The sequence below is a fragment of the Acidovorax cavernicola genome (assembly GCF_003581445.1).
The window spans coordinates 1-16,733 of record NZ_QXMN01000071.1; the positions used below are offsets into that span (position 1 = coordinate 1).

Consider the following 16,733-nt stretch of genomic DNA (forward strand, 5'->3'; position numbering starts at 1 on the left):
AGCGAAAGGAGGTCACAGAACAAGGCAAGACATACACTTATCCACAGCCGACCATTGCTGCGTCGGCTTCCACCCCTGGCTCACGATTCAAGCGGCGCGGTGGCTCAGTTCTACTTCGGCGCGGACAATGATGAGCGTTAAACCGTGGCAGGCAGAGCGCGGTGGGCTTCGGGTGTGGTCGTTGGGGTCAGTCACGGGGACGTCTGATTTCAACCACATGCCGACAACTAGGCCGTGTTCGCCGTGCCCCGCGCGATCCAGAGCTCAGCAGCATTCGCCGATAGTCACCTTTGGCAAATGTTGTCCGCGCCGAAGTAGAACTGAACCATCGCTTGACGCTTAGCTCGTCACTTCATGTACTGCAGCAGGAATTGCATGATCGTCGGGCCGGCTTCCACCGCCTTGTCCACCGTAAGACCGACAATCTTCTCCATGAGGGACTTGGTTGCTTCGGCGGGTAACTCCTCGAGCGCTTTCACGTACTTATTTCGCTCGTCCTCTGGTACGTCCAAGCGCCGGATCGGCGCTTCGAGAAGAGCCTTGAGCGATTCGGCTTCGAATCGCACGGTCACGACATTCAGGATCGCCGACAAGCCGCCGTCATCTTCTATGAAGTCGATTCCCTTCGACGTAATCTTCCAAAGGAGATCTTTATCGAGCGTAGAGCTGCGTGAGCGCTCCATTTCGACCAGCCCGTGGCCTTTCAAATACACGAGGGCTGCATACACCTCACGGGTCGATGCGGCGCCCATGTGAGGCGCTGTAGAGTCATCAGGGTGTTGCCCACGAAAGAACTCCAGGAGTTTTCTTTGTAGCTCACGGTCATTCTTCATCACGTTACTTCCAATTGATTTCGAGGGTCACGGCACCCTTGTCTGGCGTCCCTCGCGGGGAGCATACGCCCATGACTGTCGCGCACTGGCGCGAGGGGCGCTCGCGCGCGGCAGTTTGCATTCGTCAGCGACCGCTGGCGCTGGCGCCGGCACCGAGGGCAACGACAGGGCGATGAATTGTGGCGCCGACTCGGTTACCCGATTGCCGCCGTCCTTGGTGGGATACTAAGAGCGGCTAACAAAACGTGGCAAGAGTCCGAACACAGATGACGCAGCACGCCAGGGAAAGCAGGGTGACATGAACATCGATGCGACGCTCGAAGCGGGTGCGCAGCTTGCCGAAGGCAGCCAGCCAGGAGTGAGTGCGCTCGACCACCCAGCGGTGGCGCCCGAGCCGATCATTGCGTTCGATGCCTCTGCGGGCGATGCGATCCTTGATCCCGCAGCGTTTGAGATGGGCACGGCATCGCGCGTAGTCGTAACCCTTGTCCGCGTGCAATTTCCCGGGTCTTCGACGCGGCCTGCCCCGCTTGCCACCCACCGCCGGCAGGGCGTCGACCAACTCCTCGAAGACCACCGAATCGTGGCGATTGGCCCCGGTGACGCAGAAGATCAGCGGGATGCCCTGGCGGTCCGTGATGAGGTGACGCTTGCTGCCGAGCTTGCTCCGGTCCGTGGGGTTGGGCCCCGTGTGCGGGCCCGCCGGGGGCTGGGCACGCTGGCCCCGTCCATGCTGACGCGACTGAAGTCGAGCTTGTCGGCGCTGCGCAGTTCCCCCAGAAGTGCCAGATGCAGGCCATGCCACACCCTGCAGCTTGCCAGTCGCGAAGTCGCCTCCAGCAGGTCATGCCGCTGCCAAAGCCCAACTCTTGGGGGAGGTCTTCCCAGGGGATGCCCGTACGCAGCACGAAGAGGATGCCGTTGAGAGCTTGCGCGTCGCTCAGGCGTGGCCGCCCGCCCTTGGCTGAAGGTGTCATCACGGGCAGCAATGGCGCAATCTTCTTGTACAGCGCCGCGCTGATTTCTTTGTTTCTGATTCGTCCCATCGCTCGTCAAAGGCATGCCCCGCGCTTGGCGATGACAGGGTTTTGTTAGCCGCTCTAAGCGAAATCTTCCCACCAACAAGGCCGTAGTGCAAAGGCACAATCTATCCATGCCAAATATTGCCACGATCCTCAAAGCCGAAATCTCTCGTGTTGCTCGCAAAGAAGTACGCGCCGAGATAGAAACGCTCAAGAAAGCATCGGTCGCGCATCGAGCGTCGATTGCGGAGCTACGTCGCCAAATGAATGCGCTCGAGAAGGAACTGCGTCGTGTTGCGAAGGGAGCGACGCGCCCCGCCACAGCATCTGATTCGGCCCATGAAGCGGCAGAAGGCACGAAGCGTCGATTCAGCGCAACCAGGTTGGCGGCGCATCGCGCAAAGCTCGGGCTGTCCGCGGCGAGCTATGGGCAACTAGTTGGCGTGTCGGGGCAGACGATTTATCACTGGGAACAAGGCAAGGCTCGGCCACGGGCCGCGCAACTCGAAAACCTTGCGTCGGTGCGAGATCTAGGTGCACGTGTGATTGCGGAGCGCCTAAGCGCGCAATAGCGCAGTGCCGCGGCAAGAGTGAGGCGGAAAGATCCGGACTTGCACGATCCGGAAGCTCCTCAGCGGATGGCGGTGGGTGGCAGTAGATATGGGTTCGTTCGCATTTATCGAAGTTGTTTACGGCAGGCCAAGCCACTGGGTGACCTGACCGTGGCCAGCATCTTCGTGTACCACGTCCAGTTGTTACCGCTCGAGAACTTCGACACCTACCCGCGCAGCTGCGACAGCGACTTCGAGAAGGTGCTCCATCCCGAGCCGCAGACCCGCAAGGTGCACCCTGATCCGATGCCGGTTACCCGCTCAGTCGGAGTCGATCAGAACGGGGCCCTCAGGATGGGGCCTCCAAACGCTGACAGGCCCTTGACGACGGCACAATGCTCGGACAGCCACCGTCAGAGGAAGCAGGCCAAGATTGACGGAACAACAAAGAAGCAATGCCAATCAACCTCACCCGACAAGACATCGACCGGGCTATGCCAAAGATTCAGGACGGCCTCAACAAATACCTTTGGCTGCAGGATGAAGCTAAGAATGGACCGAACTTCCACTTGGACCCTGATTTTCAGCGTCGCTTCAACCATTTCTATCGAGTGCGTCGCGGCGCTCAGTGGCGTGCTGCGTTCTACGACCTCATGGGCCGAGCAAAGACGTTGACTATCGACGCTATTCTGGAGGAACTCCAGAAGGCAACCGGGCGACTTGAAGGTTCATTTGCAAGCAAGCTCTACGCAACGCTCAACCCCTCCGCTCCGGTCATCGATTCTGAGGTGCTCAAGAATTTGCACTGGCGTCTGCCGCACGCGAAGCACCCTGACAGGCACGGTGCCGTGTGCACGCTCCACGCCAAACTTGGGCAGGAGTTGGATGTATTCCTTCAAACCAGCGATGGCGACTACCTGATTCGCAAGTTCGATATGACCTACGCGAAGGAGAAGGCCAGGGTTACCGCCCAGAAGAAGTTGGACCTGGTTCTTTGGCAAAACCGGTAGCTGAGCGCTAAGGGTATGACGGGACCGCGGGTGTGCGATACAGTGCCGCCAGCCGCTGACCTCCCTGCCATGCTGGCACCATGAGAAAGCCCAGCCGCTGCCCGTGGAAGTTCCCCTTGCGCGGCGTTAAATAGTTCGGTTACAGTCGCCGCACGCTTCAGCCGAAGCGTGGGTGAGTTGCTCCCGTCAGTGCACGCACCGGACTATCCGGCCTGGCAAAACCATCGAGAGTTTGAAAAACGCTTCCCGGCATTTGATGACCCTGGAAAGCCGAACAACGCGTGCCGTTCATGAAAGTGCTTTCCTGAGATGGAGTTCATCCAATGCCTGTTGAAAGCAATTCCTCGGCCGCGCACGGCTGCACCCCCCTGAGCCCTGAAGCGCAAGCCGCTGCCCTGTGGACGTTCGTCCAAGCGAAAGTTACGCGCTTCACGTCCGCCCGAGCGCTTGACGTTGTCAAGCGCCTGGAGCTCGGCCCGAACGAAGACCCCCGTGCATTGGCCAAGCGCCTGGTCAAGGCTCTACAGGACGAAGGCATCAAGCTCAAACACACTGCCGCCTTGCAGGCCGCCTCCCGCCTCGGGGGCTACTCCAGCTGGTACACCAATGAACAGGCTGACACGCCGCGTCTGCATTTCGAGACGTTGAGCATCGACGGCCTTGAGAAGAAGCAGTTCCACTCCTGGGCTGAGGTCGTCCCTGAGCTGCGCGCCTGGGCCGACAACTTGTTCGCGCGCGACCTTCTTCCACTGCACACGCTCAAGCTCTCCGTCGAGGACCGTGTCCTTCGGCTGACCATCCCGACGGAGCCCGGTCAAAACAGTCCGGACACGTGGGCGATGCTGGGCATCGGACCTCTGACCGATGACCTGAACTGGCTCGATGGTGCAGCCACGGCTCTGGAGAAACTGCGCCGTCACCTAGAAGAGAACGGAAAGGCCGTCCTCGACGGATACGCAGTTTTGCAACTGTGCGCCGATGCGCCGGACGTGGGCGATCCGCTCCTACAAATCGGCGCCAGCGACGCAGCAACTTCGGAGCTCGTGCTGGCGATCGAAAAGGATGGCCAACACATTGAGGTCACTCGTGGTGACGAGGTCGCGACCTGGCGCATGCTGGATGGATTCCAGGTGGCCCTTCCGACGGACGGCACGACCGGTTGGCTGGCCAACGGCGGGCGCGTCGTCTGGACCCGAGAAACGCTCAAGCGCGGAGAGTTTGCCCCAGAGCTCAACACGACTACGCTTCGTCGGCGCGAGTGCGAACAGTTCCTGCGGCGCTACAACCTGGCCAAGCGCATCCGCGGTGCCGGATTTGCGCACGGAGAAGTCGACAAGCGCCTGGATTACCTCAACGGTCCCCCGGAGAACTACCGCGTGGACCCCGCAGCCCTCCTGCGTTACCTGAAGGCGGTAAATCTCACTTGGGAGGGTTATTTCACGAAGTACGGTGAAGAGTACGTCACGCTCTCAAACAAAGTCCCTGCCGGATTTCTGCTCAAGTTCTTTGAGCACGTCACAGAGGCGCCGGCCACCGACGTATTCGTAAAGCCCACGCTGGCGCAGATGCAAAAAGTGACCGCCCCTTCACTGCTAAACGCACTGCTGCCTCGCGTTGACTCGACGGGGTTCGCCATGCCGAGTAATGTGTCTGATGTTGTGGCCGAACAATTGCACGACTTGATGGAGGATTTTTCAACGTCGCTGCAACTGCGGGCAAATCAGAAGGCCCACGGGACGTACGACATGTCGTGGGGCTCCATGCTGAGGGCGAATACCACCGCCATGCTGCTCAAAGGCGTCGCCGAACTCGGCTTCGTCATGTATGTGGCGGTGGATCCTACGGTGAGTTACGTCACGAAAATCATTTCGACCTCCCCCGACGGCGCCTGGGTCTTCGGCCACGAACTGTTCATGCGTTTCCTGCGGCAAGGAGAAGAATGATGAATCCGACTTTCGAAAACCTGCACCGCCAGCTGAGGCGCCGCGAAGTCACTGATCACATTGCGGACTGCGCCGGCTGTGCCGAGTACCGGACTCCGGCTCTTCTCGATACCGGAGCGGCCCAGCAAATCAACGCGCCATCCTGCCGTTGCCGCCCTGTGTCTTCACGGATCAGATATGCACATCGACCTCGGTAGTCCCGTTGTTGCGACTGGTACGCGAAGGAAAACCACGTGGTCGACAATGACCAGTTGGAAGCAGTCAATGCACGCATCGATAGGGCCGTGCGGGGGCCGCATCCCGCGACGGCTTCTGAAGTCGTGCACCGGAGACGCTGCCGGATGCCGATCACGGATCGAAACAACCCGGCCGCGCGCCTCGCATTGAAGCCGGGACTGATTGGCGAGGCCAAGGAGCAGCAGTGGAAATCGTTCCTGTTGAGAAAATACTCAAAGCGGTCGGGCTTGATTCCCCACAGCTCAACGCCTTGAGAGCAGACGACACGCTCTATACCGTACTCGCCCACCAGCCACCGGGACGCATCCGCATTGCGGCAGAGTCAATTGGTCATGCGAACCCCGCAGAGGCGAAGCGACGAGCAGATTCACTTCTAAGACTCGCCAGCAGTCCCGGCGACCAGCCAGACCTTCTCGTCAGTCCTGAGTACAGCATTCCATGGGACGCGTTGCTCGAAGCGATTGAGCACGGCCTTGCACCCGAGTCCGGAAAGATTTGGGCGCTGGGTTGCGAAAGCCTGCCACTAGGCAACCTTGATGTGATTCGCCAGCGGCTTGGCGAGCGCGCAGTCGTCCTGGATGACGACGCATCTTCTGTAGCGCGGACCACTCAGAGGTATCGCAATCCGCTGGTCTACGTCTTCAAGACGAAAGCCAGCGGTGACCAATCCGAGCGGCTTGTGCTCTTGGTTCAGTACAAGACCGTTGTCTCTGGCGATGCTGGCAACACCGAGGCGGCCGGCATGCTTCCTGGAGTTTCCGTATATGCGTTTGGGAACCCGCCTGGCGAGGTCCGGCTCATCACCCTTATTTGCTCGGACGTATTCGGCCTTAATCAAGCACTGATAGACCAATACTACGAGGGCCTGCTTCTCCTGCACATTCAGCTCAACAACAGCCCGCGCCATTTGCTGTACAAGAAGTATCGCCAAGAGCTTTTTTCGGCTGCCGGAAGGACGGAGTTGTTGTGCCTGAATTGGGCCGACAAGGTGGTCTCGATCGACGAGGCTGGTGCCAACGAGCACCCTTGGAACAATATTTGTGGATCAGCGTGGTACTTGCTCTCACCTGAGACAAACCTGTCCGACGAATCAATTCGCGACAACCACCATCACGGTATCTACTACACGCGGCACGAACCGATACGTGCTCATGCTTTGCAGTTTCACTATCGCCCGCGAGTTTTTCTGCTCCAAGCGACTAAGGTTTTTCATCACGCAATTCCAAAGCCGCGGTCGACACGCTCCGGCCCTCGAGCTCTGAAGACATTTGTGTGGGCGGAAGAATTAGGCAATTGGGTCGAGCCTCGGACGCCCGGCGAACTTCCAGACGACGGATTCTGCGAGCAGATCGATGGGCTCGACGGTAACGGCGGCGCTCTTGACGACATTCGAGATATTTATCGAACCGGCCCCATTGCAGTCGAGCGGGCGATGGCCATCACCGCAGGCAAATTTGGCATTAAGGCAGACTGGTACTTGCCTCCTCGCATCGACTCCATGCAACTGTGCGAGCAAGAGGTGGTGCGACGCGTGACGATTACCCAAGACCCGGCCCCAGAGGCAAGCGAGTTCCGGCGCAACAGGTTCGCAACCGTCCGTGCGGTCGCAGAGCTTCGTGGGACAGGCTACGCATGGCCAGCACCGGTCGAAGCGCTTCGACAGGGGTTCAAATTCTGTTGGAATCTAAATTTCCCTAACCGGAATGTTGAGGCCGGCGACGGCACTCTGGCGACGCTGGTCCACGCTGGGTTGGTAGGCGACCCACGAGAGCTGGATCTGCTAGACCGACAGGTTCGCAAGACGCTGGCAGGACCTCCTCGAGAACCAGAGCGCGTTTTGTCGAAAGAACAGCACGAGCTCCTTGCACAGCAGCACTACGCAACCAATGCAGAGCGCTTCTGCATTCTTTACGCGACAGCGACTGGCACAAGGCACTTCTCAAGTGCTCGCGGCACTTCATTTACAAGACCTGCAGGACAGACGGAAGTAGACATTGGGGATCCGTCATTTCCTCGACTGGCGGTCAATGCTCAGGGAGCCAAAGAATGAATCTTGAGTCAGCAAGAGAGAAGCTCGGTCAGAAATTCGTCGATGTCGCGGAAGTCGCTAGCGGCGTGTTGCGAGGAGTCCGACGAAGCGGCAAGCGTGATGTCGCTGCCTATGTTTTCGATCTGAACAATCGCATCCCAGACACTGTCGGCAACTTAAGCGACTACCTCGACGAGGTCATGGGGCCAGCCTATTTCAACAGAGACGCATCACCGGACCTGCGCTGGAATAACTATCTCTACTTCGTCGTCGACAAGGGTGTTGCCGGCAGCCAGGCGTTTCAAGCTGTCAAACAAAACCTGGAGGCCGACAGAAGCTACGCACGCAAGTTCGTCGTCGTGGAAGACGAACTCGACCGTGTGCTGAATGAACTGGACTCAGTTGTGGTCGTCGACGAAGCCGTCGGTGCGACCGATGTCGTTCAGGCTTGGTCTGACGGGCTTGGTGCCGCCGGGCTAGAAGATGTGTTGGATGGAGACCGTCCTGTCGCCGACGTCGTGAGAAGCATTTCGTCAGGCACAGCCAAGCAATCCGTGCGAACCAAGAAGACGACCGGAGCAGAGGCAAGTCGGAAACTAGTTGAATCGCACCTTGCGAGCGTAGACCTGACTGGCTTCCGCCCATATCCAAAGCGGCATTCGTTTGAAGGCTTTGGCAAAGCCAACCTGCTTTTCGGTTCGAACGGAGTTGGGAAGACCTCGCTTCTCGAAGGAATTGAGTTCCTCTACTGCGGAGCAAATCGCCGTTCCTCAGCGTCAGCAAGCGCTACGGTTCAGGGATTATTGGTGTCGGGGCATCCAGTCAAGACTTCGGGCCTTCAAGCAGTCTCGGACTTCAAGACACGCCAACGGCTCTGGTATGGAGGCGACGACAACAGCCGCCAGAACAAGCTGCCGAACCAGTTTGCCCGATTCAACTTTCTGAACACAGACGCAGCCGCGGAACTCTCTCTGGTGAAGGAAGACTCGGCGGGAAATGCAGAAAGCTTGGCTGCTTTGCTGAGCGGCCACGAGGCGACGCTGATGTGGCGGCGCATTCAGGATGTCCGAAAGGCGGTTGCGGAAGAGATTCGCTCAAAGCGCTCCGAACGCGCGGTGGCGGATTCAGAGCAGAAAGCCAAGGAGCAGGAGCGCCAAGGGCTCGAGGCTGTACCAACGCAGTCAGACGCGGCCTTCTCCGTCTTTAAGAAAGACCTCGAACGCATTGGGTGGAGAGAGGCACCGAAAAATAAGCATGAGGTAACTGCGCAACTCGTGGACTCCCTGTCAGATCTGACATCCCAGCTGAGCGTCATTCAGCAGATTGACTGGATAGCGGGACCGGTGAGTTCGGATGCAGTTGCGCAGCAGGCCTCGGCATTGCTAAGTGCATCAGAGGGACTTACGGAGGCGCTCGCCTCCGCGAAGGAAGATGAACAGCGTCGCAACGTTCTTGTGCAGCGACGGGCCATGACCGAGGCGAGATTGGCTGCCCTCGCAGCCATTTCCCCTTCTGCGGTTGCGGAGCTGAAAGAGTGGTCATCGGCATCAAAACGTGCCGACATTGAGTTGGCACAAAATGCGCAAGGGCTTGCGGCGCTGCCGACAGCCGTCTTACCTACAGACTGGGAGTCAACATGGGGAAATAGGCCCATTCCCGAAGCCGTCTCCGAGTCCATGGCCAAGCTCCACGAATTGTCGACACAGCTCGATGAGGCTGGGCAGCGTCTTGCTGCGACGACGCGTACACAGTCGGAACTGCAGATCGCGATGGCGGAGTTGCACGCATGGGCTCAGAAGGTCGTGGAGCATCGACATTCGGACTCCAACTGTCCCGTTTGTGGAACCGGCTTTCCGCCCGGCGAACTGTTTGGTCGCATGCAGTCGCTCGCGCTGGCTCCGTCGGATGTCGCCGTTTCGGAGCTTCGGCGGCACATCGAGCAACTGACTTCGAGCCAGGTTCGCGCCACAAACGAGAACACCTGGCTAGCCCAACTGGACAGGTTCGCGCGGTCAAGCGCCAACGAGGTCGTGACATCAACTGTGAAAGACGTGCAGCAATCGGTTTCAAGCCTTATCGAACGGCAGCGCTCGTTGCTCGAAGCCAGAAAGACGGCTCGGGAAGGGCTCGATGCATACGCTCGAATCGGCTTGTCGTCGGATGCCATCAGCAAGCTGTGCATGCCGGTAGAAGGAGACGATCAACCCGGACCAGAACCGGATTCGCTTGACGTGCTTGAGGCTCACGTTCAGGCTGAGCGCTTCCTCCAGCGACTCCAGATCGCCCTTGACGATCTGAACGAGGGAGTTCTGCAGCGAAACAAGGAATTTCTTCGTCGTCTTGACGAAGTCGGCATGTCACCCAACGATTCCTTGTCGGGCGCCATCGAGGAGCTGATAGAACGTCAAAGGACTGCACAGCAAGTAAACAACGTCTGCGTCGCTGTGGGCGATCTCCTGGACTTGGCACCCACGGCTGATCTGTACTCGCTGGCGACTTCGCTGGAAGCTTCCGTATTGGGCGCCAAGAAAGTGCTTGCAACGCTACAAAGCGATGGCGACGCAACGACTCGGTTGTCTTCGCTACAAGCTCAGTTGACACAGATCTCTGATCGGCTCGGTCGAGTTCGCAGTGCAATCGAACGACTCGCAGCGGCTCTGCGCGTCCTCGATGACATCATAGAGAAGCAATCTCTCGATGCAGCGAATGCTGCCGTTGTAGCCGCCACGCACCAGGTTGCGGACAGCATCTTCAAGCGGATACATGTGCCGGCCGAATACATGGTGACGGCTGACGCCGAAGTGCCTCTGAGGAGACGAAGCGACAATTCAGCGATTCAGCTCAATCAAGTCAGTACCGGCCAACGCGCTGCCTATGCCTTGTCAATGTTCTTGGCAATGAACGCCCAAGTTAAAGCGGGGCCGAAAGCAATTCTGCTGGACGACCCGATTTCTCACATAGACGACCTCAACGCGTTGTCTTTCCTGGACTACCTGCGGAATCTTGTCTTGAAGTCGGACCGACAAGTCTTCTTCGCTACGGCCGACGAAAAGGTTGCAGGATTGTTCGCGCACAAGTTTGGTTTCCTTGACGGGGAATTCAAAACTGTGGAACTTACGCGCAGGTGATTTTCACGCTCTCGCACCCGTTCCAATTTACTTGAAAGCTCGAACTCACAAGGGAGAGGCACTGACTTCTCATCTCGGTAGCGGCGACTCACCGCCACCAGCGCAATCGACAACGGCTCAAAGCATCCATTGAAGCGGAGGTGGTTCCTTGAATGTCAGCAACGAAGATTTTCGGCAATGCGGCAAGCTCATCACGCCCCACTCAGGCAACTTGCGAGTTCGCAGTGATCCGAACAACAAGATTCTCAAGGACGGCATCTACATCGTATTGCCGCGATTGAAAAGTAAGTGGATCATGTCCATCTACCGAGACAGGTGCCTTGGCACCAATGAGCTTGAAGTCACCGTTGATCCGGTGGCAATGGCACAGATGAGCAGTGTCACGGGGATTCAAGCCAACGTCTACGGCTGGTTGGGACACCAGCGAGACCAACTTCAGAACGAGACCGCCAGGAATCGAATAAAAGATTCCAGGATCAATACATTTGATATCGGCTTCACGCTCGCTGGAGCGCAAGAGTTCCTACGCCGGTTCGCAAAGATGCTGGAATGGCCTTTCCCTACCTGGGAAATCGACCCGGCGCACGCGCGGCTCATGGCCGCCCGAAAAAGCGCGGTGGACCACATGATTGAGATGGCCTACCAGGCGGCTGCGGCAAGCGGTACCCACCGGGTTGAGGTGGCGAAGAAAAAAGAGGTGCGCTTCGCGTCCAAGGAACAGTTCCGCGCGCACATCGAGGTTCTGCTGCGTGAGCCCGTGTGTGCGATCACGAAACTGCCACTCGACATCAGCTTCACAGACTTGGAACTTGCGCCCTCACTGGATCGGCGCAATTCCAATGGGCACTACGAGCTCGGCAATCTGCAGGTGGTTGCGCGCTTCGTCAATCGCTGGAAGAGTGACGACGATCAAGCCAACTTCCAGCGCCTCATCGACTTGGTGCGGCGAGGTGCCTAACCTGAGCGCTCGGGCGATAAAGGCGTCAGCGCCATGACATGATTCTTGAATCACCGAAGCCCTCCCCGTCAAATCCGAAATTCATTCGAATACCTACTTCTGGTCAAAGCCCAGTTCTCTCGTAAGTGGAGTGGCGCGATATGCTTGCCGAGGAGAAAAAAGCATGGCCAAAAAGCACGTAGCTGCACTGAAGGATAAGTTGCAACGGGGGGACCCGAAAACACTGGAGAGGCTAGCCGCTGATTTGGTGGGCAAGCTTGTCGGTGTACGGTTTACGGTCGCAAAGTCCGGTTTTCAGCATGGGGCAGATGCCGGAACAGTTGGGCGAGCAGGCCGGCATCTGCGTCTTGAGTGTAAGCGCTATGCCGACCATTCACCGCTTGACGATCGGAGCCTGCGAGGTGAGATAGATGACGCCATAAAGCAAGACGGGGCTCTCGAGGCATGGATTCTCTTCTCGACCCGCGACGTTCCTCAGCAAACAGAAGAAAGCCTTCGAGCTAAGACACTTGCTACGGGTGTGCCCGTCATCGTGATTGACTGGCGAGAAGAAAGCGCCGAGCTACCAACGCTCGCCGCGCTGTGCGCTTGGGCGCCGGAGATCGTCGAAAAGCACTATGGCAAGGCTGCGAAAGCCGACGCCAAGGCGATGAATGCGGCCGTCATGCCAGTCGTAGATCAGCTTGCTCGCGAGCTATCGCCGTGGTCCATCGGATACGAGAGTCTTTTGGAGAAGGCAAGAGCCAGACTTAGCAAGTTGTGGTGCGACGCGGCAGAGTCTAAAAGTGTGTTCGGTCAGAGTGTCGCCGGAAGTACTGTCCCGGTTATCGTCCGGCAGGCTGCTTCCAGTGGGCTGGACGCTTGGTGGCAATCTGAATCAAGAGCGGTAGCTGTAGTGCACGGCGCGGAGGGCATGGGTAAGACTTGGGCTGCGGTGCAATGGGCACGCGGGAGGATGGATGCGCTCCCCATCTTCCTCATGCTGCCCTCTTCGGCATTCAAAGAGATGAGGGCCGTCACTCATGCAGGCGTTGTCGAGTTCATCGGGAATGCGCTTCATGACTTGAACCCTCAGACGGACCGAGAATATTGGCAAGCGCGGGTAGACCGCCTGCTCCAAAGACCTTATGCCGAGGGGCCTGCCCTTCTGCTTCTGGTAGACGGGATCAACCAAGAACCATCGTTCGAGTGGGAGCGCTTCCTTCAACTCCTGGAGGGTGAAGCCTTCAGTGGACGCATCAGGCTGCTAGTGACGGTTCAAACGCACTTTTTACAGGAACGACTTCACGATCTGCGAAGGCTCTCGAATAGCCCCAACCGACTCAAAGTGGGGCCATATGACATTTCCAAGGGAGGCGAGTTCGACACGCTGCTTCAGAAACACGGGCTCACGCGTGAAGATCTGCCACCCGAGGTAGTCGATCTTGCTCGCGTTCCTCGCTTCTTCGAGTTGACGATTCGCCAAAAGGCAGACGCGGCCTTGCAAGGCGCCCCTACTCAAGGTCGCCTACTTTGGGCCCATGCGCGGGACGAACTCGGGCTAAAAACGAAGGGCGCTTTGAGCGAGGGGGAATGGGAGGAATGGCTCCAGCAACTCGCTCATCGGTACCGCTCGGAAATTCTTGCGGGACGCTCGTTGGCGGAAGACACCGAGGGGTACTCGACGAGGCAACTGGGCGACATGATTCGGGATCCAGCCGGGTCGGCAGATGAGACGGCCCGCCGGTTGCACGAGATTGTGAGCGGTGCTTGGCTGGAACCCGTGCCTGGCCGTAAGGGGCGCTTGAGACCAACTGAGGCAACGATCCATCTAGCGCTCGGTGTAGCTGTGCTCGGGGCGCTCGACATCGCCGCACAGATGAGTGATACCCAGGCTGTTCGAGTGCTTGATGAGTATCTCGACGCTGTGCGCGCCACTTCGGCAGCTGCCCACGTACTCGCTTCGGCGCTATCTGTTCTTGTCGAGAGGAAATCGCCTGAGAGCTCCGTGGTTCCGAGGCTCGTCCTATCGGCGCTTTTGCAAAGCCAGAACGCGAGTGATGCACAGCGTCAACATGCCGTGCAACTGGCCCCTGCACTTGTGGAGCCGCTGCTTCAAGTAGTGGAGGATTCGCAAGGCAGAGCCAATGCATCGGCACGTCATTGGGCGTTGATTGCCCTGCAGGGAATACCTGCCGTGAACGCTCCAGCTTGGGATGTCATTGCAAATCGGATGGTCAGTTGGGTCGCTCGCGCCGACTGTCCCTCGCATGAAAAAGTGGCCGCTGGCGATGAGACGGCGTTGCATCAAGCCAATTTGCTAAGAAGACGAATCGGAACGGATGCACCCGGAGTCCATCGAATTCTCGGAGTGCCGCTGTGCCTCCATGAGCGTGAGGGCGGCAACCTTGGTGAATACATTCCTCAATTGCTGCTTGGCAAGCCGCTAGTGTCTGCTCGAAGCGTATTGGTCGCTGCGGCGGTGACCGCCTCGGTTGCATATGCAGGGAAAGTTTGGGCAGGTCTAAAGTGGCTTGTGATGCTCAACCCTGTCGACCGCGAAGCGCTTCAGGTAGAGCTCGAGCGGCTCTCGGTTGTTGCCACCCAATTGGAGCGAGAGACAGGCGTCCATGTAGGCATTGCACGCGAAGCCAGCGGTCTGCTACTTTGGCTCACCGGAGATGAGGAATTGGAGCAGCGCGCCAATCACCAACGTGAGGAGCAACTGCAAGATTCCAGCTATAACACCCATTACCTCTCCGATCCAGCAAAAAGTATGATGCAGCTGGAACACCGGCATCTAGGATTGCTGTGGTCCGACCGACGGATCACCGCATTCGGAAAGCTTCAGCGTTCGGCAGCCTTCTTGCCAGATCCTTCTTTGATCTTCCCTGCAGGCTTGATCCGGAAGGTTATCGCATGGGGAAAGTCGTTGAATGTCGCAGGCATATGCAGCGGAAGGAATTACTCCCGTGATGATCACAACTTTGATTCATTTCTGTCGCACGCCTCTCGAGTTTCTCCACAGGCCGTGTCTAGCGTCGTTGCGCACTGGTTCGAGACATTCGGTGGTCGTGAAGAAGAGCGGCGTCATTGGGCGGCAGTGAAGGTACCAAGCTTCGCATTGCTGGCCAGACCTCGCGACGTAATAGCTATCCGTGATATGAGGTTGCGGCGCCCGTTGACTTCCCATAAAGACGAACCGGCCTTGCTCTTGGGTTTGCTTGAAGGGGAACTATTGAGAGCATCGGTCGAAGTGCAGCTCGATACGTTGGTGTCTGAGCAAAGCTCCTTCATCTCGATAACGCTGGGTGAGGTGCTACGACCCCCCAAACCTGACACGATCAACGAGTTCGTGCATCGCTGGGGCCTAGAAAACTCACGAGCTGTCGAGGTTCTTTGTAACTATCTATGGTTCTACCGTGCTCCGGTAGATGAAGGAATCTTCAATCGTCTTGTGCAGCATGCGCTGATCGTTGGCGAGGGGCACCAGACCCTCGCGTTCATGGCTCTCGCGGCCTGCAGCCCTGAGGAGTTCGGACATGCGCTGCTGGATGCCGGATGGAAACCGGTTTCGTCTGAGAACGAATACCTGAGGGATGCCGGAAGCCATGCCGTCCTTGCGGCTTCGAAGAAAAGGAGCCTAGCCGAGATTGCAGAGTTGGTCGAGCCGTGGTGTCTCCTTGACGAAGCGGTGGGCCGCGGTGGAAGCCGAGAGGATCTTGAAATCGCCGCGCAGGCAATCGAAAGGGCTCTCGCGTGGGAAGGCGTATCCAATTTTCCAGCTGCGGCTCGCATCTCGGTAGAGTCCGTCGGAAAGAGGCACTCTATTTCGGTGAATCCTAGTGCGCAAGCCATGGACGAAGACGACTTGTTCAGATTTGGTGACCCCGATGTGAGATGGGAGCGGCACCAGGCGGCAAGGGAGACCGGTGAGGCATACCTCCGCGATGCCAAGTCTGCTGGCGCGGTCATGGCCACCCGTGTCGTGAGCCTCGACGCGGCCCGGATGTTGATTGACCGTTGTCCAGAAGTCGTATCGAGATGGTTGGACGGCCTTGATGAGGTTACCCAAGCGCTAGTCTCTAGGATTAATCTTGCCGGAGGCCTCTTTGTTGCCCTGTGTGAAGCTCTGCTCGCCAGCAACCCACCCTGTGGTGTGCAGCTGTGGCATGTTCTCAAGCAACATCTGCGCATTAGCTTTGTTGGGGTCGGAGAACTTGATGAGTTGCTGCTACTGACTTTTCGAGTACCCGACAGCAACGCAGTTTTGCAGCTTCGAGAGCATCTCTATAGCCTTCCTCAGAATGCCAACGATGAGTCATACCTCGAATTCGTGCTTGCGGCTGTGAGCCAGGGCGGTTTGTCGTGGCTGCTATCTGCCATCGCTGCTGATGAAACTGCGAAAGAGCCATTCCGAAGAAAACGAGCGATCAGTCTCCAAGGCTTTCTCCCCACCGATGAGATGTTCAAGCCCGAATGGCGACAGGGCGAATACGTTGGCACCTGGGGCGCGGCGCGCGTGCGCGCTCAGGAGACCCGAAATCGAGCCTACCAGGCCCGGTACTGGTGGAAAAGTTTCCTCAAAGCCAAGGACACCATCTCCGCGTTCTGCTCATGGCACATCTTCTTGACGTGCGCAGACAAGATGGCTTGGGTTTGGATCGACTCAGACATTGAGGCCTATCGGGAGGATGACGAGCTTTGGCGCCTGAAGATGCTCCACATGCGCCTGAACGCGTCAGCCCTAAAGTCGGCTATCAATGAGAAGAGCGGTAAAGGCTCGTATCTCCTTGATAGGCACTTGATCGGCTGGGACAGTCCGGAGAAATGGTTGGCTGTTGATTTGCAGGCTACTCTCGGCTATTAATGAAGAGGCGATGACATGGGCGTATAAACAAGAAGAACTATTGGAGTGTCCGCGCCGAAGTAGAACTGAGCCACCGCGCCGCTTGAATCGTGAGCCAGGGGTGGAAGCCGACGCAGCAATGGTCGGCTGTGGATAAGTGTATGTCTTGCCTTGTTCTGTGACCTCCTTTCGCT

At 58.0% G+C, this 16,733-nt stretch carries 9 protein-coding genes and 2 pseudogenes; 9 read left to right on the forward strand and 2 right to left on the reverse strand.

Going from position 1 to position 16,733, the window contains the following annotated elements; translation table 11 throughout:
* Nucleotides 1–347: 347 nt before the first annotated feature.
* Nucleotides 348–833, reverse strand: a complete 486-nt coding sequence (locus D3H34_RS34360) for a hypothetical protein (RefSeq protein WP_167481303.1) — start codon at nucleotides 831–833, stop codon at nucleotides 348–350.
* A 235-nt stretch (nucleotides 834–1,068) separates the two neighbouring features.
* A pseudogene (locus D3H34_RS29875) lies at nucleotides 1,069–1,879 on the reverse strand (IS5 family transposase).
* A 107-nt stretch (nucleotides 1,880–1,986) separates the two neighbouring features.
* Between D3H34_RS29875 and D3H34_RS29880 the strand changes: the two are divergent.
* The 9 genes and pseudogenes from D3H34_RS29880 to D3H34_RS34095 all read left to right on the forward strand — a co-directional run bounded on the left by D3H34_RS29880 (nucleotide 1,987) and on the right by D3H34_RS34095 (nucleotide 16,560).
* Nucleotides 1,987–2,427, forward strand: coding sequence for a helix-turn-helix domain-containing protein (locus D3H34_RS29880; RefSeq protein WP_119558377.1), 441 nt, complete (start codon nucleotides 1,987–1,989; stop codon nucleotides 2,425–2,427).
* A 66-nt stretch (nucleotides 2,428–2,493) separates the two neighbouring features.
* Nucleotides 2,494–2,658 (forward strand): annotated as a pseudogene (locus D3H34_RS34785) (pantoate--beta-alanine ligase); the annotation flags it as partial.
* 203 nt (nucleotides 2,659–2,861) lie between these two features.
* On the forward strand, nucleotides 2,862–3,416 hold the full coding sequence (locus D3H34_RS34790; RefSeq protein WP_286186454.1) for a hypothetical protein: 555 nt from the start codon (nucleotides 2,862–2,864) through the stop codon (nucleotides 3,414–3,416).
* A gap of 323 nt (nucleotides 3,417–3,739) precedes the next feature.
* Nucleotides 3,740–5,359, forward strand: coding sequence for a hypothetical protein (locus D3H34_RS29895; protein ID WP_119558382.1), 1,620 nt, complete (start codon nucleotides 3,740–3,742; stop codon nucleotides 5,357–5,359).
* Nucleotides 5,360–5,592: 233 nt separating this feature from the next.
* Nucleotides 5,593–5,850: a hypothetical protein gene (locus D3H34_RS34085; RefSeq protein WP_147400516.1), complete on the forward strand. Its 258-nt coding sequence runs from the start codon at nucleotides 5,593–5,595 to the stop codon at nucleotides 5,848–5,850.
* On the forward strand, nucleotides 5,781–7,646 hold the full coding sequence (locus D3H34_RS34090; protein WP_147400517.1) for a hypothetical protein: 1,866 nt from the start codon (nucleotides 5,781–5,783) through the stop codon (nucleotides 7,644–7,646). Before D3H34_RS34085 ends, D3H34_RS34090 begins: the two co-directional genes overlap by 70 nt.
* Nucleotides 7,643–10,753, forward strand: coding sequence for an AAA family ATPase (locus D3H34_RS29905; protein ID WP_119558385.1), 3,111 nt, complete (start codon nucleotides 7,643–7,645; stop codon nucleotides 10,751–10,753). The genes D3H34_RS34090 and D3H34_RS29905 overlap by 4 nt, the downstream gene beginning before the upstream one ends.
* Before the next feature lie 148 nt (nucleotides 10,754–10,901).
* Entirely contained in the window at nucleotides 10,902–11,711 is an 810-nt protein-coding gene (locus D3H34_RS29910; RefSeq protein WP_147400518.1) for a hypothetical protein, read from the forward strand.
* A 163-nt stretch (nucleotides 11,712–11,874) separates the two neighbouring features.
* On the forward strand, nucleotides 11,875–16,560 hold the full coding sequence (locus D3H34_RS34095; RefSeq protein WP_147400519.1) for a hypothetical protein: 4,686 nt from the start codon (nucleotides 11,875–11,877) through the stop codon (nucleotides 16,558–16,560).
* The last annotated feature ends 173 nt before the right edge of the window (nucleotides 16,561–16,733 follow it).